Genomic DNA, 19,103 nt, shown 5'->3' with positions numbered 1-19,103 from the left:
TTGTACGGATATCCAATCCCTACAACCTTCATGAAGATTGACAAATCGGTTTAACGCGATGATAGTTAGTTTTAGCTACCCGCAAAGAGTAAACAAACGGAGGTACATATGAATTTCAAAATTGATTCGCCAAAAATAGCAGATCCAGACTCTCTTCTTCCTGAGCAAATATATTCGCTGCAAACCAAGGACGAATTCAGCTGTTGCAGCATCAGCGATACGGTTATTGATAATCAAGAGGCTAATAAGGTCAGCTTTGATCGCGTGATTTTTAAAAATGTAACGATTACGGAGTGCTCCCTAACTGGGATCGAGCTTATGGACGTGATTTTTGATCGCTGTGATCTATCTAATGTGGATTTTACGAATGGCATTATTCATCGAACTGAATTTAGAAACTGCAAGCTTATTGGCACAGACTTTACAAGAGGCAGATTCCAAAATGTTCGTGTAGTAGATTGTATCGGGGATTTTGCTACGTTTCGATTCGCTAATCTGAAGCAGGTTGCTTTTGAGAGCAGTTCATTAATGAGTTCCGACTACTATCAGTCAAATTTCCAAAAAATCAGCTTCAGCGAGTGTAATATGGATCAAGCCACATTGTCAGGATCAAAGCTTAATGGGATCGATCTTAGTGACTGCGAGTTCAGTGGCTTGATCGTGGATATCAAAGATTTAGAAGGATGCATCATTTCGCCTCAGCAAGCTGTTTCTTTTGTCGGATTATTAGGTTTGGTTATAAAATAAATAACTTCAACTTGCCCGAACATTTACCGCAGCGATAACGCTTAGGGTCTACTTTTCGCTTACGCGGATACTCCATGGCACAGGCACTGCATACAAGCTTATATCGATAGGGCAGCGACTTCCGAGCTTTTGCACCCGGCAGTGTCTGACAGTAGCGGCTTCCGCCGACTTGCGCCAGCAGGCTTTTGAAATCAGCGTCACGATGCATATACCCTCGCTTAGCCAAATGCAAATGATAATGGCAGAGCTCATGCTTGATAATCCGCTCCGTCTCTTCTCTGCCAAACATGGCAAGCTGATGGGGATTAATCTCTATATTATGGCTTTTGGTAAAATATCGGCCGCCCGTTGAGGACAACCGGCTGTTAAAGCTCGCCTTGTGTCTAAACGGCACGCCAAAGCTGTCCCGTGATACCTGCTCAATCCACAGCTGCAGCTCTTCGTTGCTCATAGTTTCCATAGCGTTCTATCACAAGTCCTTTCCACGGGAAATAAGATCTCTACTTGAATTGTAACTTGTGCATAGGCTAAACTGTCAAGAAGGAAGACAAGTACGGAGGGAGAATGAACAATGCCGAAAATGCGGTATGTAATTTTGCAGCAAAATCAAGAATTACAATTCGTGGAAATGCCTGAGGAATATGCGTACCAACTAAGTGCGCTCAATTTACGCCTGAACAAAGAAATCGATAAGCTGACAGCCGATAATGTTCCGGATCTGCCCTTAGCCATCGCCGAATGTGACTCGCTGGATCTGTTACGTGAGGATTACTCCCTGGAGTCCGGTCTGGATTATATCAATAGATTGGAACAGGCCTTCGCCTCTGTTCAAGAGCAGAAGAACTACCCACTGATCTCCCTGCTTACTGAGATCCGAGCGCTACAGGCTCAATTGGAGCAGTGGTACGAAGAGGAAGCAGAAAGCCTACTGTAATCCGCACCTTTAGGCTTATTTCTCCATATTCTAACTTACGTAAGTTGTTAGAGGAGGGATTCGCTTGCCACAGTGGCTCTGCCATCAGCTAATGAAAGCCTATTACAAAAAAGACCGCCGTCAGATCAAGCTGCTGAATGAGTGCTGGTTCTTTTATCGTAATTCTGCGGAATCGAGTAATGAGATGAAGTTATAGCCTCGGATGATTAAGATCTAGGACATCTTTAAAGCAGCGGATATCGTCTTTTAAGAAGACGGTATCCGTTTTTGTTAAGAAAGGGGACTTATAATCATGATCAGTAGAACAAGACATATACAGCTGTCTCCGGAAAGTGGGACTGAGGAAGAAGACAATTATAATCTCTATGTCATAGTCACATTCCCTGACCGCTCCCGCTGGGCATCGGATTTCTACACCTTCAAGAACATCGAAGCGATCCGACAAGACTACATCCAAAGTGGTGCTTGTCTAAATGGGGCCTACTGGAGTGCACCTAATTATCTAACTGTCGTGGATCATATTGATCGCAAGCGAATTGAAGAAGTCGTCGATTTATATATTTCAGAAGGTACATTCGAATACAACTTTGAATACATAGGACAGGTCACGGAGCGGGATCTGAAGATTATCGATTATCCGAAAGACTTTTTCAACCCTTTAGAGAAGCTTGAGCACAGGTACGTTATGCGGCAGTTCGCTGCAATTGAGTTTATGCTGGAGAATGCTGCACCAGAAACTATAGCAGTAATAAAAAAGATCATCGCAGAGAAACAATAAAACTCCGCCTTAAGAATCAATTCTTATTAAAACTTAGGAAATACATATTTAACCAAAAAGAACAGAAAACCAAAAAATATTATAATGTAAGCAGCATATTTAATAAAGGTAGATGCGACAACGCTGGAATCCGATTTCCGTTGTACCTCCCTATGCTCCACTTCAACACTTCTATCCTTATAGCCCGGTTCCATCAGCAATCTCTCCTTTCGAATGTTCATCTTTGATAGCCTCCATTAACCCGAGGCTTTCAGGATTGAATCAAAATTCTAGATTGGATTAAAAAAAAAGACCGGAATTCTCTTCAGCTTTTCGAGCTGAGAAATTCAGGTCTTCTTTCTACTTACCCTTTAACCGAACCCGCCGCAATTCCCTCAACGATACGGTTACTGAGGAACAGGAATGTAATCAGGATAGGCAAAATACTGATCATAAGCGTTGCCCCGATCGCACCCCAATCCGTTGTATATTGACCAATGAAGTTTTGCACCCCCACGGTCAGCGTCTTGTAAGAATCAGAACTAATAAATGTGTTTACAAAAATAAATTCGTTCCAGTTATAGATCATATTAATAATGGCTGTAGTCGCGATCACCGAGCTTGTCATAGGAAGTATAATTCTAAAAAACATTCTGTTCACGGAACAACCATCAATAACCGCGGCCTCTTCCACTTCGCGTGGCAGTGCGTAATAGAAACCCAGCAAAATCATAATCGTTATCGGCATGTTAAAAGCGACATAAGACAAAATAAGTGACAAAGGGTGATCCGTTAAGCCAATCTTATTGAATATACTAAATAACGGAATAAGCGTGGAGTGAACAGGAATCATCATCGCTACCATAAACAAACCCAGTACGAACGAGCTTCCCTTCCATTTCATCCTGGTAACTGCATACGTAACCAAGCTCCCGAAGATAACCGTTAACACCGTAGCCACGATGGTAATCCATACGCTGTTGAAGAAATACACGTTGATGTTCCCTACATTCCAGACCTTCGCGTAATTCTCCCAGTGAGGATTCATCGGCAACGATAGAGCAGGAAGGTTGAACACTTCCTGATTATTTTTTAATGAGAAAAACAGCAGCCATACAAGCGGAAACAATTGCAGAGCAGCAACGGCAATCAACACGATATATAGCAATGAGTAGCCGAATTTACGTGTGATCTCCGCACCTGCGCCGCCTGTCTTTGGCCCGATTTCTAGCCTTCCTGCAGTTCCAGACATCATGAAGCGCCCCTCCTTATGAGTATTGGATCGAATCTTTCGTAGCAGTTAATTTGCGAATGACCCAAGTAATGACGAGACAGATGACGAGCAGGAAGAATCCAATTGCACTCCCGTAGCCGAAATCATAAGCCCGAAAAGCCTGATGATACATATAAGACGCCATCACTTCACTAGAGCCATTAGGACCTCCATCCGTCATAACAAAGATTAAGTCAAAATACTTCAGAGAACCTACAACGGCTAGAACAATCGTAACTTTGATGACTTCCATTGCGAGTGGAAGCTTAATTTTCCAAGCGATTTGTAAGGCAGAGGCTCCGTCAATCTTTGCTGCCTCTTCCAGAGAGGTCGGGATATTCTTGAGTGCTGCGTAATAGATCAGAATATAGAAACCAGCATATTGCCACAGAATGGGAATAAATAAAGCAAACAAAACTAATGTAGGCTCTGCAAGCCATGCAGGAGGATTAGCAAAACCAATGGATACTAATAAGCTGTTCACAATTCCGTTCGTCGGATGATAAATTCTTAGCCAAAGCTGCGCAATCGCAACGGACGATAGCAGCATCGGAATCAGATATATTTTGCGAAACAAGTTAGCTCCCTTGATCCGGGCGGCTAATACCATAGCAATTGCCAAATAAATAATGAGACTTAGGGTAGAAAACAACGCTAACTGCAGAGAGTGCCAAGCACTATTCCAGAAGGTTTGGTCTGTTAGCAAAGCTTTATAGTTATCAAATCCGATAAAAGTCAGAGCGCCTATACCATTCCATTTATTCAGTCCGTAATAACCCGTTAGAACAATCGGAATATATACAATAGCCAGAATGAGAAGCAAGGCGGGAAATACGTATAACGCGATTATTTTTTTGTTAGACATCACTTTATCCAAAGTGTCCGACTCCTTTCCTTCATAAACCGTTTGAGGAAAGGCTTATCCGGCATCACGCTGCCGGATAAGCTAATTGTCCCCTTCACCTAGTTGTCGAAGCTTTAGTTGCCTTTGGAGATGGCTGCGTCATGCTCCTCGGAATACTTCTCTGGCGTCACCGCTTTGCCAAAAAGAGCCTGGATCATATTCAGATGCGTTTCTGCTGCATTGGCACGCATTTGAACATCTGCGAATAAAGTGATGCTGCTAGCCTTGTTCATTTCGTTAAACAAATCGATGTACAGCTGTGGTAGATCCAGTGTGGCGGTGTCCACCTTCGTAGCTGGAATAACGCCTGCTCCAGTTACGGATTGCTCTCCCCATTTGGATACGAAATACTCGACGAATAATTTTGCTTCTTCTTTTACCTCAGAGTTCTCAGCAACAAATAATCCTACGCCTGGTCCACCTACCCAGCTGTTAATGTCGCCCTTCCCGCCTTCAACTGTCGGGAATTTGAAGAAACCAACACTATTACGGAATTCCAGTGGAATTTCTTCATTGGTTGTGAAATTTGGCAGATCCCATGATCCCATCATGTACATTGCTGCCTTGCCATTTACGAACTCTGATTTTGCCTCTTCATTTGATAAACCGTTGAAACCCTTAACAAATGCATTGCTGTCAACAAGTGATTGAACCTCAGAAGCCGCCTTTACTAATCCTTCATCCATAAATGAGCCTGATCCACTGATCGCACCTGCAAGTGCCTGTTGGCCTGCGATCCGATCAGCCAGATACATATACCAAAGCGATCCTGTCCAGCGATCCTTATTACCGAGAGCAATCGGTGCAATGCCCCCTTCAGATAGTGTTTTTACAACTTGCTTAAACTGATCGTAGGTTTGTGGGACCTCAAGATTATATTTTTTAAAAATAGCTTTATTGTAGTAGATAGGTGCGATGTTAAACTCAAGTGGAAGCGCATACGTTTTATCGTTAATAGCATAAGCTTCTGTAGTTCCTGCGACGAACTTGTCTTTTAATTCACCATTCAACAAGTCATCTACAGGAGCGAAGAGATTTCCTTCAACGTAAGGCTGCAAAAAGCCAGCGGCCCAAGTTACCCCAACGTCTGGCAATTCGTTAGAAGCAGACAATACCTTCAGCTTATTTTTGTATTGCTCGTTGTCCAGAACCTCTTGCTTGATCACAACATTGGGATGCTCTGTTTGATATTCTTTAATGATTTGATTAACAATTTTATTTTGCCCGGCAGAAACACCTTCTGGCCATAAATGCATGAAGTTAACGGTGACTTTGTCGCTTCCCCCATTTGCACTACCTTTAGATTCACCTGCATTGTTATCTTTTTGACCACAACCAGCTGTGACAAGAACGAGGCACATCGTTAAGAACAATATTGTCCATTTTTTATTGCGCACGCTTACAACCCCTTTTCTATTGTTGTCTAGCGGCCTTGTAACCGCTTAACTAAATTGTAGCTTGGATCCCATGCTGTCGTAAGGTCATAAGGATTGGGACTAATACCACTATTATTGGATTCTTTCCTCCGTGGTCATGACGTTCTGGCGGTATTGCCCTGGACTAACATTTTCGAGTGCACGAAATACCTTCACAAAATATTTGGCCGTCTGATAGCCTACTTGTTCCGCGATTTCAGCAATGGACAGCCGTGTGCTCACCAGTAGTTCTTTGGCTCGTTGTATTCTCCTTCTCGTTACATATTCACTGTAAGTCAGTCCCGTCTGCTCTTTGAAAAGGACGCTGAAATAGCTGGCATTCATGTGTAATTGATCCGCTATATCACGCATGGATATCGATTCGTGAAGATGTTCGTCTAAGTATTGGAGTGCCTCACGCACTTGAGTGCTATACACTTTCTCCTGCTGTACCGTTTCCATAAGCTTGGGATCGATCAGCTTCTCCATTCGTTCGATTCGATATATATCCTCCTTGCGTTTCAATGCCAGTTCCACTGCTCGGACCAGCTTCGTTTTGTCGAGTGGCTTCAGTAAATATTCAACCACACCAAACTGCAAGGCTTTCTGTGCATAGTCAAATTCAGGATGGCCGGAGATCACAATAACCACTGGAGGATGAGGCATTTCGTTCAGCTTTTCAACTAATTCTAGCCCTCCAATCTCAGGCATGCGCACATCGGTAATAAGCAGATTAACTTCGTTATTTTGCAGCCATGCCAGTGCTTCAACACCGCTTGCTGCGGTTTCGATGCGATATTGACCGGATGACCAGGCTTCTAATGTTTTACGAACCCCTTCTCTTGTTCTCGGTTCATCATCTACGATGAGTATAGTCTTCACGTGTTTTTCCCCTCTCCAGGTTCATTCGGTATTGTAAAAGAAATGCTAGTTCCGTAACCTTCTTCACTTCGTATTCCAAGTCCGTCCGTATTGTCTACGTAACTGAGTTTCAGTCTCCGCTCTATATTAGCAATACCAATCCCGGTCCCTTTGGAAGACCTCATGCTCCCCTTCTCCATGGTGTGATAGATAGACGATATCTTTGCTGCATCCATCCCTGGACCATCGTCAGTTACCGTAACCAATGTATATCCCGGACGACTTGAGGGCCTTACAATTAGCATAACTGTCCCCGGTCCAACCCTTTGCTCTACGCCATGAAGAATCGCATTTTCGACAAGAGGCTGGATTAACAGCTTCGGTAGCGGGACACTTCGGCAAGCTTCATCTGACTCAATCCGCCAGGATAACCTATCGAGCATACGCATCTCCATAATCTTCAAATATCTTTCGGCATGGTCGAGCTCATCGCCGATAGTCACCCATTCATCATCATCAGTTCGATTGATGACATAACGAAAAAGCCCCGACATATCAACCACAATTTGAGCTAATTCCTCCTCACCCTTTTCATCGAGGGCCCAATAGAATGCTTCTAATGTGTTAAATAAGAAATGCGGATTGATTTGAGCCTGAAGTGCCTTTAATTCTGTGCGACTCTGGACGATCTCCTTCTGATAGACGACTTCAATTAGTTCATTCAGAGAGTGAACCATCTGGTTGTAAGTATTATTGAGCTCATTGATCTCCATAGTTGTAGAAGTGACTGAAATCGGTTTCAAGGTTCCAAATCGTGAACCGCGCATCACTTTTATCAAATTCAGTATAGGACGTGTAATCATCGTGGATAAAATAAAAGTAAAAATGAGAAACAATAAACTGCCAACAACACCGGATACGATGATCGCTGTACGAAGGACAGATATCCCCTCTGTCGTATAGTCAACTGGAGTGAGGATTACTAGCCTCCAACCTGTTGCCTTGGACTGCTTCTGAATCACAATGTAGTCTTCACCGCCAACCTCAACCTTTTCTCCTCCATGATCCAGTATCTTATTTGCATTAACATTTACGGAAAAATCGGAAGAAATTTGCCGTCCCGCTTCATCAAATAATCTCATTAATTCACGCGTTTCCGCCTGTGAGCTGTCCACCTCATCCGTAAGCTGGAAGTAACTTTTCTCAATTTGAACCATAATATAGCCAGCTTTCGTGAATGAATGATCAATCAGTCTAATATTACGAATCGCGATGACGATATCCGAATTCCGCGGGTCAAGTCCAAACCATACGAGACGTCCTTTGCCCTCGTCCACCCGGCTGATCCATTCTTCTGATACTCGATTGTTCAGGCTGGCGTCATCAACAGAAAGTAATTTCTGATAATCACCTGCATACAGCTCAATGGAACGAATCCCTGTCGCATACGCCTCATATTTACGTACTTCCTGCTGGATGGTTTGACGTTCGGCGAAGCTGATCGGCTTTCCTTCGGCCTCTTGAGCGAGTAATCGCTGAATGGAGGCGTTGGTTGCCACTTGCGCCGTCAACGTGTTAATCTGCCGGATCAGTACATCCAATTTGCCCGTTGCCTGAACTGCAGTCTGTTCAATATGCTTCTCCGCACTATTGCGTAATAGAACCGAAACTTGACCGTACATAAAAAAACCAACCGTGGCGAGTACGATCACCATGACAAACATAAAACCCAGGAAAATTTGATTACGCAATGTGTTTAACTGTCCAAACCTCGTCAATCTTTACACTCCCCTCCGCCAGATAGACTTGATTCCTCATCAAAAAAGATGACCCTTGAATCTTCAGGAATCATCTACAGCTCTAGTTATTTGTTAATTCAGCCTTTGGATTATATGATATCAGTGATTAGTTTCTGAGCCCATATCCATATCGCGTTTTAATTTATCCAAATCAACCAAAAAAAGCAATATAGAATATATACTCGTGCCTCCCAGAGTTGCACAAAAAAAAGCCGTACCTCCGCTGACCCGGGTATACCGGAATAGCAGTGTACGGCTTGTATTTTTAAATATGGAGGTTCTAATTAAAACTACGGTTGGACACCCACGAACCCTGCAATTTACGCAGCATAATAATTTGTCCAGTATGGTACGAATCGTGTAGGATAAGGCTCATTACCTCTTCCCCTGGCGCATGACCCGAACCGCCCCAATCATACGCGCCTTCTTCCAGCGCTTCAATGATTTCTCTAAGAGCAGCATGCACGTCTTTCAGGTCTGCAACGGCTTTCGCCCATGCTTCTTCTCCTTCAGCTGTTACAGTAAAGGTATCATCGTTGCTTTCAGCATCGGGTTGTTTGGGCAACCCTTTTAGCTTTCGCAGCAAACGCACCTTATAATAAGTTAGATGGTTAACCGTTTCCCAGATAGAATTGGCCGCCCCACCCTCTGGCTTCCAGAGAGCCTGTTTGCTATCCACACCTTCCAGCGCATCGCTAAGCGGCGGAGCCCAATCCTCGATATCCATGCAATAATCCCAATTTTGGAGCAAGACCTCACTGATTTTATTTTGCATGTTCAACCTCCTAAAAATTTGTGTAAACATAAACTTCATGGTGTAGCTTCAAAAAGAACTACTTCAAAGCGAACTAATATGTAACGACTTAAACCATAATATAGTGGTTACAAAAGAAATGTAGCATATTTCCAGATTGTATTCAAGTAACTAGCTAAACTTATTTTTAACTGTTACAATGATTTGTAATGAGCGTTGAATCGGAAAGGATGAACAGACCGTGTTGTGGGAGGATTTCATTAACAGTTACTGGCGGGATTGGCGAACAGGAGATAAGAATAAAGACCGGGACAGACTCGATGAAGAAGAGTGGGTTTTTAAATGGCTGAAGGAGTATGCTCTATTAGAAACACAGATGCCGAACACGATAGAAATGGCGCAGCTTAAAAAGCTTCGCTCACTACTATGGAACTGGGTACAGGCCATTGTGCAAGGAAACTCGGTGTATGGAGAAATACTGGAACAGCTCAATGTCTATATGGACAAGGGTCCTGTTATACGGCGAATTGTGTGGAAAAGCGACGAGCAAGCGGAAATAAAGCTATTGCCACTCCATAGTGGCTGGGAGCAGGTAATGGCGGAGATTGCAGCGTCTTTTGCCGAGGCATTACTTGAAAGAGAACCCACAAGATTCCGTATCTGCGAGAATCCCGATTGCCTCTGGGTCTATTACGATGATACACGCAACCGCTCCAAGCGGTACTGCGATGACAAAGCCTGTGGCAACCTTATGAAAGTGCGGCGTTTCCGGGCGCGGAAGAAGGCTGAGTCTGAGGGGGAATAAAGTCTATAGGCTAATAGATCATATTAAAACTCTTATACTTAATATAAGCTTGTTATGTGTATGAAGGATAAACTTGAGGTTATTAGCGCAGTGTGAATTACGTACATTTTTTACTCTCTGTGCATCCATTAGAGCCTATGGTTAAGCTGGTAATGGAGGAGGCGAGATCCAACCCACTGTTAAATCCCCCTCGTGATGACTTTCAATAATAATTCCTTTATCCAAATTCACAATCCATGTATCAAATCCAACAGCAATAACATCATTGAAATTGTTTATAATATTTTTTAAATTAGTCTCCACTACCGGAAGATTGAACTCATTCCACACAATAAAATAGTTATCACGCAATAAAATAGACTCTATGTCTTTCAGTTCTTCCGGTGTCTTAAAGGATTTCTTTTGATCAATAGATTCCCAGTCAATCCGCGCCCACTGTGTGAAATTAACTATACTCTCCATCATAGCTACAATCTCGGACGACTTTTCTAAACTATATATTCTTGTGTTGGGACCTAAAGCTTCGATACACTCACTGTACAGAGAACCTGATAAGTTCTCTATTTTCACTCTTTTTTTCAGTTGCTCCATACGAAATAGCCGTGATTGTTTATCACTCACTTTCTCACAACCTTTAACTCATCCTATTTTTTAGCGAAAAAAACCTGGCCTTCTCTAGATAGTTTTGTGCACGGAGCTTTATGAACTCATGAAATAGCTGCATTTCATACACTTATTCCGCATCCAAATGGGATCATCAAGACTTTAATTGTATTCTGTACACTTAAAAACTAGAAAATGTGCCCATAGAGTAATAAATCACGAAAATAGGTGTACGAAATACAGTTATATCCTTTGACGGGTTATTTGCAGGATTATAGTTGTACAAAATACAGTTAAAAGCTTCTGCACATCGCTCCCCTTGGCTCTTAATCCCCAACAGTCCCAATATCCCTCCACCCGATCATGATCTCTTCGACAACCTCATTCCCAATCTTCACTTCTTTTGTCGCAACAGATTGCCCACCCACTTTGTGGTAGAAATGAATCGCGGGATTTCCTGTTACCACCCAAGTCATGAACGAGCTATAATTTTTCTCCAATAAATTCTGTGCTACGCTTCTTATGAGTTGCCTTCCAAGACCCTTTCCTTGCTGTTCCTTAAGCAAATAGAGTGCATATAGCTCCGCATCATAGAGATCTGAGAGATCTGGCCCTCTTCGCACTCCTCCATTTGCAAAACCAATAATCGTCCCAGCCTCATCTTCAGCCACATACATAACCTCGTCTTTATTGGGCGTTTCAAAATTCCGAATCCAGAGCTTCCTTCTAGCTTCCACTGTAATTTTATCGAGAAACTCATCTGATATTAGCCCTCTGTATGTGGTTTTCCAACTCGTAGCGTGGACAAAAGCGATCCCGTCTATATCACTAGCTGTTGCTTCTCTAATCTTCAATTTAATTCCCCCTTAGATTTCCAATAAAAGCTTCAGCTAGTCCAACATTGACTAGTGTTCAACCACTTATTCCTCTCAAACAAACTATTGAAATCACTTTGGGCTACTGAATTGATATGTTTTTCTGAGCTGTATAATATTCACATGCCAACTAAAAAACGAGGAGATGTCTTCTACTTATACTTCTACTTCTACTTCTACTTCTACTTCTACTTCTACTTCTACTTCTACTTCTACTTCTACTTCTACTTCTACTTCTACTTCTACTGGAGCTACTTTCATATCTTCTAATAGTTTTCTGAGTATATCTTAGTACCAACATCCTCGCACACTCTCTAGTTTTTTATTCCCCGTCAGCCTATTTAACACTCAAGCTCAATTTAACCTTGCAGTGCCTTTCGCACACTTAATATATATTTCGCCTGATCAAGTGGGTTCACGCCCCGGCGGGTGCGCTCAGCAGATACGTCTGGTGGACATTCTTCATAGCCGGCAAAAAAAGAAGTAAACGTGCTGCGCCCCTTCGTGTAGGAGCTTAAGCTGACGGGATAATCGAGCGACGTTGCCAACGGCAGACGTCCTTCGATGATCATCCGTTCGCCTTGCAGCACGGGAGGCTCGAACGTGCCACGCATCTGCACAAGGTCGTTCATCACCCGTCCGCCATTCTCCTCAGGAACCACGATGCGAACCTGCAGAATCGGCTCTAGGAGTTTAGTGCCTACCCGAGCGAGTCCGTCCATAATTCCCATCGGAGTCGCCACAGCAAAATCCAGCGGATGGGTATGCCATACATGATGTTGTCCCTCGATCAAGGTCACTTTAAGATCGGTAACCTCCCAGCCATACAAACCCTGTTGTAAGGCTTCTGGTACTCGGCGTGCGGTTTCGCTCTGATATTGCGGCAGCAGGTCGGAACTCCGCACTACCGAATCGTAGACTAAACCACTGCCCGGAGATCCCGGCTCAATCTGAAAGCGCAGAATCGCCCAGCACGGTTTCGGCATCGTGTAAGCGATAAAACCTTCCCCGGCACGGGCTGGCGTTTCTTTATATATGACAGAAGGCTGACCGAAAGTAACCTTCAGCGCATATCGCTCCTCCAGAACACTGTTCAGAATCTCCAGTTGAATCGGTCCCATTACTTTGATATGCAGCTCCCGCTCATCCTGCAGCCACTGCGCATCCAAAAGCGGATCTTCATCCGCCAGTTCCTGCAGCGCTCCGATAACCTTATGGTCATCCACATCTGGTTCCCAGAATACACGCACCGTTAGCAGCGGCACAGCCAGCTTCGCCTCCTCCGGAATGGCCCCCGGATGGCCGAGCACATCTCCGATGCGCACCCCTGAAAGGCCATAGATAACAGCAATATCTCCGGCTTCAAGCGCTCCGACATCCTCGGTCCGACCACCTTCGACCTTGCGGATCTGGGTCACTTTCCCCTGAATATCCTGCGTATAATTCATCAGCGTATCGCGGTTACGGATCGTCCCTTCATAAAGGCGGACAAACGCCATCCGTCCCATACTTTTATCACGCTGAATATTGTATACGATGCCTGACACCGCCCCCTCCACATTCCCACCAGCGCGGGGAAAATACTCAACCATCGCATCCAGCAAGGCAGTAATCCCAAGCCCCTTGGCGGCGACGCCATAAACCATCGGAAAAAAGCGGCCTGATGAGGAGGCTGTTTTCATATATTTTTTCCATTCAGCCAAATCAATAGTGCTACCTGACATATACTTCTCCAACAGCTCTTCGTCCCGTTCCGCTAACGCCTCTAATAATTCTGTTCGTGCGCTAGCATCAGCTTCGTTCTCCCATAAATCTCTTGCTCCTATGTACCCCTTCTCTTTGCCGATGGGTTGCTGAACTGGAAGGATATCACTAGACAAATAATTTCGCACTTCTGCCAGCACAGCTTCAGGGTTAGCGCCTACGCGATCCATTTTGTTCACAAAAATAAGCGTGGGGATTCCCAGCTTCCGCAGCGCGTTCCAGATCATCTCACTTTGGGCCTGCACACCCTCCACGGCTGAAAGAATAAGCACCGCACAATCCATCACCCGCAAAGACCGCTCAACTTCGGACAGAAAATCGACGTGCCCCGGGGTATCGACCAGATTAATATGCACACCTTTCCAAGCAAAAGAAGCCAATGCCGCCCGTACGGATATCCCCCGCTGCCGCTCCACATCCATTGAATCCGTCAATGCCGTCCCAGTGTCTACGCTACCAAGCGCGCGAATGCGACCGCTTTCATACAAAATATGCTCCGTTGTTGTCGTCTTCCCGGCGTCCACATGGGCAAATATCCCCACATTAATCCGTTCTGCTCCCTGCTGCTGAATCATCTATAGTTCCCCTATCATGAGCTAGATTTATCTGAATTTATATTATTTACATCCTTATATCCCATAGTAATATATCCACCCACGTTGTTCCACCCTCCAGTTCAATTGGTTAGATTCAGCTATGCCGGGTATGTAATTACTAATAAGAAATCTAACGCCGAGGAGGAAATTCATCATGACAGATAAACGTTTGCAGGATAAAGTTGCAGTGGTTACAGGTGCTGGTTCCGGTATTGGAAAAGCTACAGCCATAAGGTTTGCCCAACACGGAGCTAAGGTATATATGCTTGACCGCACTCCCGAGGATTCCTATGAAACTAAACGTGAGATTGAATCTATTGGCGGTACAGCAACAGTAATTGAATGCGATGTCTCCAATCCAGGTCTGGTCGAAGAAAGTATTCGTAAGGTTGGGGAGGCGGCCGAGAAGATTGATATTGTTTTTGCCAATGCTGGCATTAATGGTACATGGTCTCCAATCGAAACACTAGAAATCGAAGATTGGGACCAGACACTGGATACCAACCTACGCAGCACCTTTGCCACAGTAAAATATGCCATCCCCCATATGAAAGAAAATGGCGGCAGCATCATTATCACCAGCTCCATTAACGGCAACCGAGTATTCTCGAACATTGGCGCTTCCGCTTACTCATCTTCCAAGGCAGGACAAGTTGCTTTTATGAAAATGGCTGCACTAGAGCTGGCGCAATACGGCATCCGTGTAAATGCAATCTGTCCTGGATCAATCGATACACAAATTGGAGATAATACGTATAAAAGCGATGATCTTCAAAAAGTGAAGATTCCTGTGGAATTTCCGGAAGGTAATCATCCGCTGGAAAATGCACCGGGTAAGCCTGAGCAGGTTGCCAATCTGGTATTATTTCTCGCATCGGATGAATCTTTTCATGTTACGGGAACTGAGATTTATGTAGATGGTGCCGAGTCACTCCTGCGCGGATAAGTTTTTACTCGAATCGTTATAATATTTTAAAATCTATGCAACATTTTGGTCTAATCTACCATCTAAGAGTATGGAGGTGACGCAAATGAAAAAACCATTATTCATAAATAACGCTAAAAAAATGACTATAGCCTGCGGCATTTTGGCAGCGAGTGTGTCTTTTGGGGCATCCGCTTTTGCTTTTTCAGATTTGAAAGGTGATCCTGCGGAAGCAAAAATCAACTCTTTGCATAAAGAGGGGATTATAAACGGAGTAGACAAAGATAAGTTTGCCCCTAAATCTAAGGTAAGCTTTGCGCAAGGGATACAATTCATCGTTGGGGGTCTGAATCTGACTCCGCAACCAGCGGTAGGTAGTAATTCTTCCAAAGCCAGTGATTATTTCGATAAAGTAAACGACAAAGCCTGGTATGCTTCGGCTTTCCTGACTGCCAAGCAAAATGGTCTTTCACTCGACCGGACAGTGGATCCTAACGGAACCATCACCCGTGCTCAGTTCGCTCACTTATTGACGCAAGCGCTGCAAAGTAAAGGTAACTTCCCTGTTACGCTGATGTATGTAGACATTAAGGATGGCGATAAACTCTCTACGGAGGTTATAAATAGTCTCCAGATCCTGCTGAATACACATATTGCCACACTCGATAAGAACGGTAATTTCCGGCCAAATGATGCTATTACCCGCTCTGAAGCAGCCGCTCTCATCTATGATGCAGCCGCTTTTGCTAAACGTGTAATTGTATCTAATGGCAGTCCCACTACTCCCACCTACGAAACAGAGGTTACGTTGACCAAAGCGGGTGAAGGCGTAAATAAAGCCACACTTACCGTTAATAATCTGCCTAACCCCGGGTATGGGCTGGTGATTGAGCGAATCGAATTTGGTAAAGACAATACGGCTGTGATTTACTTTAACGTGACTGCTCCTGAACCAGGGAAAATGTACGCGCAGGTGATCACAAAAGCATCTGTTGCCACTTATCTGCCAGATGGATACAAAGCTGTCGCTCAACCTGTAACAGGCTCTGCTTCTTATTCGTCTTCTAGCGCGGCACAATAATATAAATTCAACTTGAAGGTTTTAGAGTTAAGAGTCCGACGCAGCTGCGGTGTATATTTGGACTTCCAGCTGCCGTTTATGACGGCTGAGATACGGAGAAGGGATGCCTCAAAAGCCATCATATGGCTGCTGAAGCATCCCTTATTTGTTGTTTGTTGTTCCTTCCCCCTTTATCCCAACTCCGAACTCTGATTGATTAAGTAACGCCGCTATCGGACTCAGATGACCTTAACACAGCTGTTTCTTGTCTAGTTCTCTCTGAGTTCTTTCAAACTTACAAAATTGACTGCGTTTTGGGTGAACCCGGCATCCCCTTGTTGTGCTTGAGAAAAACAGAAAAACCGCAAAAACCCTTGATTATACAAGGATTTCACAACCCGCTAGTGACCGAATTACATGCCCGATTCAGGTTCGTGTGGCAGCAATATCGTGGAGGTTCGAGTCCTCTCGACCGCATCATTTACAATCATAGATCTATCAACTGCTTCAAGCGCAATTAACGGATCTTTTTGTTTTATATGTACAAGCACAGGAGTAAGTGAAAATCGGTTTGACAAAATACTGATTTAGATATATTGTGGATACACTAAGTCTATTATTTATCCTAATTATAGATATAATGGATCTATAATATATTTCATTAATCTTGAAAGGATGATTCATAATGGCAGTTCTCCATGCGGAAGATGCTACTTTTGCACAACTCATTCAATCGAAAGGAATAACTGTAGTCAACTTCTGGGCGCCCTGGTGCGGACCGTGCCGGATGTTTGCACCTGTGCTGGAAGAGTTTGAGCGGGAGTCGGATGCTACAATAACTGTAGTGAAGGTCAATGTGGATGACAACCCGGAGACGACTGGAAAATACCACGTGATGAGTATACCGGCCACACTCATATTCAAGGATGGACAACTACGGCAACAAGAGGTGGGGATGTTATCCATACATGCCTTGCAGCAGCTCGTTGCATCCCAATAATACCTCTGAAAGCAGTGAAGACAGCTTGACTAATAAACCCAGCATTATTGTAGCCTCTCTGGTGGTTGCCAATTTTCTAGCCCAATTAATGCAAACGATGTTAAATACGGCGTTGCCGCGTGTCATGCAGGATCTTGCCATTCATGAGAATCAAGCGCAGTGGCTGATTACGGTGTACTACCTGATGATAGGTATAACTGTTCCTGTTGCTGGATTTTTGATCGGAAAGTTTACTACGAGGGCCTTGTTCATGGCCTCTGTCGGAGCGTTCACAGCAGGAACACTGATTGCCGGGATCGCCTGGAGTTTCCCCCTAGTCCTGACGGGGCGTTTGGTTCAAGGCATCGGTGCGGGTCTTCTGTTCCCTCTGTTTCAGACGACGATACTCAGAGTCTTCCCGAAGGAGAAAATCGGTGCAGCGATGGGAGTAGTCGGTTTGGTTCTGGGGTTGGCTCCTGCACTTGGGCCTACTCTGTCTGGGTTCGTGGTTCAGAATCATTCATGGAGACTGTTGTTTTATGCTGTGGCTCCGCTCGCAGCCGCCAATTTATTCTTAGCGCATTTCACGCTGCGGAACGTGGGAGAGACTCATCAGACCAAGCTCGACACCAGGTCCATTATCTACTCTTCACTCGGATTCGCTGGTATATTATATGGTTTTAGCATTGTCGGGGAAGAAAAGGGAAATCCTGTTGTCGCAGGGATCATCCTTCTGGCCGGATTCCTGATCGTGGCGCTGTTTATTAAAAGACAGCTCAAGCTCACGGCACCTTTGCTCGATTTCAAGCTGTTTCGGCACCGCTCCTTTACCCGTTCTTCTATTGTGGGGGTGATCTTATTTGCGGTGATGGTGGGAGTTGAACTCCTTCTTCCTCTGTATGCACAGACGATAAGAGGCTTAACACCAAGGGAGTCCGGGCTTATGTTGTTGCCAGGTGCACTGCTGATTGGTGTCTCCGGTCTGATCTCAGGCAGACTATATGACCGGTTTGGGGTTAGCCGCGTAACCCAGGGAGGATTTCTGCTCATTCTGATCATGGCAGCGGCTCTTTCCCTCACGTTATCAACTGAGACGTCCTTTAATCTACTGGTTATAATGTATGCCCTGCTTATGTTTGGAGTAGGGGCAGTTATGGCTCCAATTACGGCCTATGCCATGGCAAGTATCCCCAACACCATGGTTGCACATGCTTCTCCAATGACAATCACGCTGCGCTCGCTCAGCGGTTCAATAGGAGGCGCCTTGCTTGTAACGATAATGACTTCTACTGCGAGTGCCAGTTCCTTATCCTTTCCATTGGATATGCTCAAAGGGGTCCACATTGCATTCTGGACGTTGACGGCTTTTGCCGGATTAGGATTATACTTGTCTTTTCATCTGCAAGAAGCGAGAAAGCTTAAACCTGCTAATATTTAATTTCTTAATCTATCCTGTATTACCCGGCAGAATCCTCTGCCGGTTTTTTTGGTGTGGCTTCCGGTGCAGGGGGAAATTCCTGAAGCGCACTTGAGACTCCATGCTTAAAGCATATTTCCCGAAAAAAAGCTGTACTGATTATAATTTTTGCCCCACTTTTACAGAGGAGGCCCCACCAGGGTCTGACACATATTTAAGCAGGGGTGGGACGTCTTTGGTAATTCCCCATAGATCGTCTCATAATCCAACTTGTTGTTAGCTATCGGACTCCATCGTCGCTATTGTCTCAAAAAGCACCCAATATGAACCTATTTCTAACGAATAGCTGCACTGGGGTCCGAACTGTGCTCCAATCGCTAAAAACATACGAATAGCGTCATCTGGGTCCTCAAGCTAACTCAGGCTCAGAAATGCTGATTACTTGGCAGTGATGAACATCAAACTTCGAGCGATTAGATCATATTTTGTGTGCATGAAGCTACTTGACGGTAATGAACATCAAACTTCGAGCAATTAGATCATATTTGAGTGCATGAGGCTATTTGATGGTGATGAACATCAAACTTCGAGCGATTAGATCATATTTACACAGACGCAGCAGCTATCGGACTCAG

Annotated in this window: 20 protein-coding genes; 9 read left to right on the top strand and 11 right to left on the bottom strand. The window is 44.4% G+C overall.

Annotated features, from left to right (window positions below; translation table 11 throughout):
* Positions 1-108 precede the first annotated feature (108 nt).
* Complete coding sequence (locus MHH86_RS05645) at positions 109-747, top strand: pentapeptide repeat-containing protein (RefSeq protein WP_036686811.1); 639 nt, start codon at positions 109-111, stop codon at positions 745-747.
* Here the strand turns inward: MHH86_RS05645 and MHH86_RS05640 are convergent.
* Positions 737-1,198, bottom strand: a complete 462-nt coding sequence (locus MHH86_RS05640; protein WP_080742673.1) for a SprT family protein — start codon at positions 1,196-1,198, stop codon at positions 737-739. The genes MHH86_RS05645 and MHH86_RS05640 overlap by 11 nt on opposite strands.
* 120 nt (positions 1,199-1,318) lie before the next feature.
* Between MHH86_RS05640 and MHH86_RS05635 the strand changes: the two genes are divergently transcribed.
* From MHH86_RS05635 to MHH86_RS05625, 3 genes are all read left to right on the top strand, one after another.
* Positions 1,319-1,681 (top strand): hypothetical protein, encoded by a 363-nt coding sequence (locus MHH86_RS05635; RefSeq protein WP_036686808.1) that lies wholly within the window; start codon positions 1,319-1,321, stop codon positions 1,679-1,681.
* A 64-nt stretch (positions 1,682-1,745) separates the two neighbouring features.
* Positions 1,746-1,877, top strand: coding sequence for a cortex morphogenetic protein CmpA (gene cmpA, locus MHH86_RS05630; protein ID WP_094903512.1), 132 nt, complete (start codon positions 1,746-1,748; stop codon positions 1,875-1,877).
* 96 nt (positions 1,878-1,973) lie between these two features.
* A complete protein-coding gene (locus MHH86_RS05625; protein WP_076100033.1) occupies positions 1,974-2,459 on the top strand; it encodes a hypothetical protein in 486 nt (161 codons plus the stop codon).
* Between the two features lie 26 nt (positions 2,460-2,485).
* On the opposite strand, the gene MHH86_RS05620 is transcribed toward MHH86_RS05625, so the two are convergent.
* From MHH86_RS05620 to MHH86_RS05590, 7 genes are all read right to left on the bottom strand, one after another.
* Positions 2,486-2,680, bottom strand: coding sequence for a hypothetical protein (locus tag MHH86_RS05620; RefSeq protein ID WP_036686806.1), 195 nt, complete (start codon positions 2,678-2,680; stop codon positions 2,486-2,488).
* 122 nt (positions 2,681-2,802) lie between these two features.
* Positions 2,803-3,693: a carbohydrate ABC transporter permease gene (locus MHH86_RS05615; protein WP_036686804.1), complete on the bottom strand. Its 891-nt coding sequence runs from the start codon at positions 3,691-3,693 to the stop codon at positions 2,803-2,805.
* Between the two features lie 13 nt (positions 3,694-3,706).
* Positions 3,707-4,588, bottom strand: coding sequence for a sugar ABC transporter permease (locus MHH86_RS05610; protein WP_036686803.1), 882 nt, complete (start codon positions 4,586-4,588; stop codon positions 3,707-3,709).
* Between the two features lie 101 nt (positions 4,589-4,689).
* A complete protein-coding gene (locus MHH86_RS05605) occupies positions 4,690-6,012 on the bottom strand; it encodes an extracellular solute-binding protein (RefSeq protein WP_036686802.1) in 1,323 nt (440 codons plus the stop codon).
* 111 nt (positions 6,013-6,123) lie between these two features.
* Positions 6,124-6,912 (bottom strand): response regulator, encoded by a 789-nt coding sequence (locus MHH86_RS05600; protein ID WP_036686801.1) that lies wholly within the window; start codon positions 6,910-6,912, stop codon positions 6,124-6,126.
* Complete coding sequence (locus MHH86_RS05595; protein ID WP_036686799.1) at positions 6,909-8,669, bottom strand: sensor histidine kinase; 1,761 nt, start codon at positions 8,667-8,669, stop codon at positions 6,909-6,911. The genes MHH86_RS05600 and MHH86_RS05595 overlap by 4 nt, the downstream gene beginning before the upstream one ends.
* Before the next feature lie 301 nt (positions 8,670-8,970).
* Positions 8,971-9,465 carry a DinB family protein gene (locus MHH86_RS05590; protein ID WP_036686798.1) on the bottom strand — a complete coding sequence of 165 codons (495 nt, stop codon included), beginning with the start codon at positions 9,463-9,465 and terminating at the stop codon, positions 8,971-8,973.
* A 220-nt stretch (positions 9,466-9,685) separates the two neighbouring features.
* Between MHH86_RS05590 and MHH86_RS05585 the strand changes: the two genes are divergently transcribed.
* Positions 9,686-10,249, top strand: coding sequence for a CGNR zinc finger domain-containing protein (locus MHH86_RS05585; RefSeq protein ID WP_341144688.1), 564 nt, complete (start codon positions 9,686-9,688; stop codon positions 10,247-10,249).
* 141 nt (positions 10,250-10,390) lie between these two features.
* On the opposite strand, the gene MHH86_RS05580 is transcribed toward MHH86_RS05585, so the two are convergent.
* The 3 genes from MHH86_RS05580 to MHH86_RS05570 form a co-directional block, all read right to left on the bottom strand.
* On the bottom strand, positions 10,391-10,870 hold the full coding sequence (locus MHH86_RS05580; protein ID WP_076100041.1) for a hypothetical protein: 480 nt from the start codon (positions 10,868-10,870) through the stop codon (positions 10,391-10,393).
* 308 nt (positions 10,871-11,178) lie between these two features.
* On the bottom strand, positions 11,179-11,706 hold the full coding sequence (locus tag MHH86_RS05575; RefSeq protein WP_341001406.1) for a GNAT family N-acetyltransferase: 528 nt from the start codon (positions 11,704-11,706) through the stop codon (positions 11,179-11,181).
* A 380-nt stretch (positions 11,707-12,086) separates the two neighbouring features.
* Positions 12,087-14,066, bottom strand: coding sequence for a translation factor GTPase family protein (locus MHH86_RS05570; RefSeq protein ID WP_341032137.1), 1,980 nt, complete (start codon positions 14,064-14,066; stop codon positions 12,087-12,089).
* Between the two features lie 175 nt (positions 14,067-14,241).
* Here MHH86_RS05570 and MHH86_RS05565 point away from each other — a divergent pair, with 175 nt between their 5' ends.
* The 4 genes from MHH86_RS05565 to MHH86_RS05550 all read left to right on the top strand — a co-directional run bounded on the left by MHH86_RS05565 (position 14,242) and on the right by MHH86_RS05550 (position 18,489).
* Positions 14,242-15,033, top strand: coding sequence for an SDR family NAD(P)-dependent oxidoreductase (locus tag MHH86_RS05565; protein ID WP_036686790.1), 792 nt, complete (start codon positions 14,242-14,244; stop codon positions 15,031-15,033).
* A gap of 85 nt (positions 15,034-15,118) precedes the next feature.
* Positions 15,119-16,093: an S-layer homology domain-containing protein gene (locus tag MHH86_RS05560; RefSeq protein WP_051491481.1), complete on the top strand. Its 975-nt coding sequence runs from the start codon at positions 15,119-15,121 to the stop codon at positions 16,091-16,093.
* Positions 16,094-16,757: 664 nt separating this feature from the next.
* Positions 16,758-17,072, top strand: a complete 315-nt coding sequence (gene trxA / locus MHH86_RS05555; protein ID WP_076142441.1) for a thioredoxin — start codon at positions 16,758-16,760, stop codon at positions 17,070-17,072.
* Positions 17,059-18,489: a DHA2 family efflux MFS transporter permease subunit gene (locus MHH86_RS05550; RefSeq protein ID WP_256717378.1), complete on the top strand. Its 1,431-nt coding sequence runs from the start codon at positions 17,059-17,061 to the stop codon at positions 18,487-18,489. Before trxA ends, MHH86_RS05550 begins: the two co-directional genes overlap by 14 nt.
* The last annotated feature ends 614 nt before the right edge of the window (positions 18,490-19,103 follow it).

It is taken from the genome of Paenibacillus sp. FSL F4-0097, assembly GCF_038593125.1.
Lineage (GTDB): Bacteria > Bacillota > Bacilli > Paenibacillales > Paenibacillaceae > Paenibacillus_AQ > Paenibacillus_AQ odorifer.
This window is presented reverse-complemented; position numbering and strand designations above follow the sequence as displayed.

Excerpts from the sequence above, each read along its gene's own strand:
- MHH86_RS05590 (WP_036686798.1), bottom strand. The coding sequence starts at position 9,465 with ATGCAAAATAAAATCAGTGAGGTCTTGCTCCAAAATTGGGATTATTGC.
- MHH86_RS05635 (WP_036686808.1), top strand. The coding sequence starts at position 1,319 with ATGCCGAAAATGCGGTATGTAATTTTGCAGCAAAATCAAGAATTACAA.
- MHH86_RS05560 (WP_051491481.1), top strand. The coding sequence starts at position 15,119 with ATGAAAAAACCATTATTCATAAATAACGCTAAAAAAATGACTATAGCC.
- MHH86_RS05625 (WP_076100033.1), top strand. The coding sequence starts at position 1,974 with ATGATCAGTAGAACAAGACATATACAGCTGTCTCCGGAAAGTGGGACT.
- MHH86_RS05640 (WP_080742673.1), bottom strand. The coding sequence starts at position 1,198 with ATGAGCAACGAAGAGCTGCAGCTGTGGATTGAGCAGGTATCACGGGAC.
- trxA (WP_076142441.1), top strand. The coding sequence starts at position 16,758 with ATGGCAGTTCTCCATGCGGAAGATGCTACTTTTGCACAACTCATTCAA.
- MHH86_RS05565 (WP_036686790.1), top strand. The coding sequence starts at position 14,242 with ATGACAGATAAACGTTTGCAGGATAAAGTTGCAGTGGTTACAGGTGCT.
- MHH86_RS05620 (WP_036686806.1), bottom strand. The coding sequence starts at position 2,680 with ATGAACATTCGAAAGGAGAGATTGCTGATGGAACCGGGCTATAAGGAT.
- MHH86_RS05615 (WP_036686804.1), bottom strand. The coding sequence starts at position 3,693 with ATGATGTCTGGAACTGCAGGAAGGCTAGAAATCGGGCCAAAGACAGGC.
- MHH86_RS05645 (WP_036686811.1), top strand. The coding sequence starts at position 109 with ATGAATTTCAAAATTGATTCGCCAAAAATAGCAGATCCAGACTCTCTT.
- MHH86_RS05570 (WP_341032137.1), bottom strand. The coding sequence starts at position 14,066 with ATGATTCAGCAGCAGGGAGCAGAACGGATTAATGTGGGGATATTTGCC.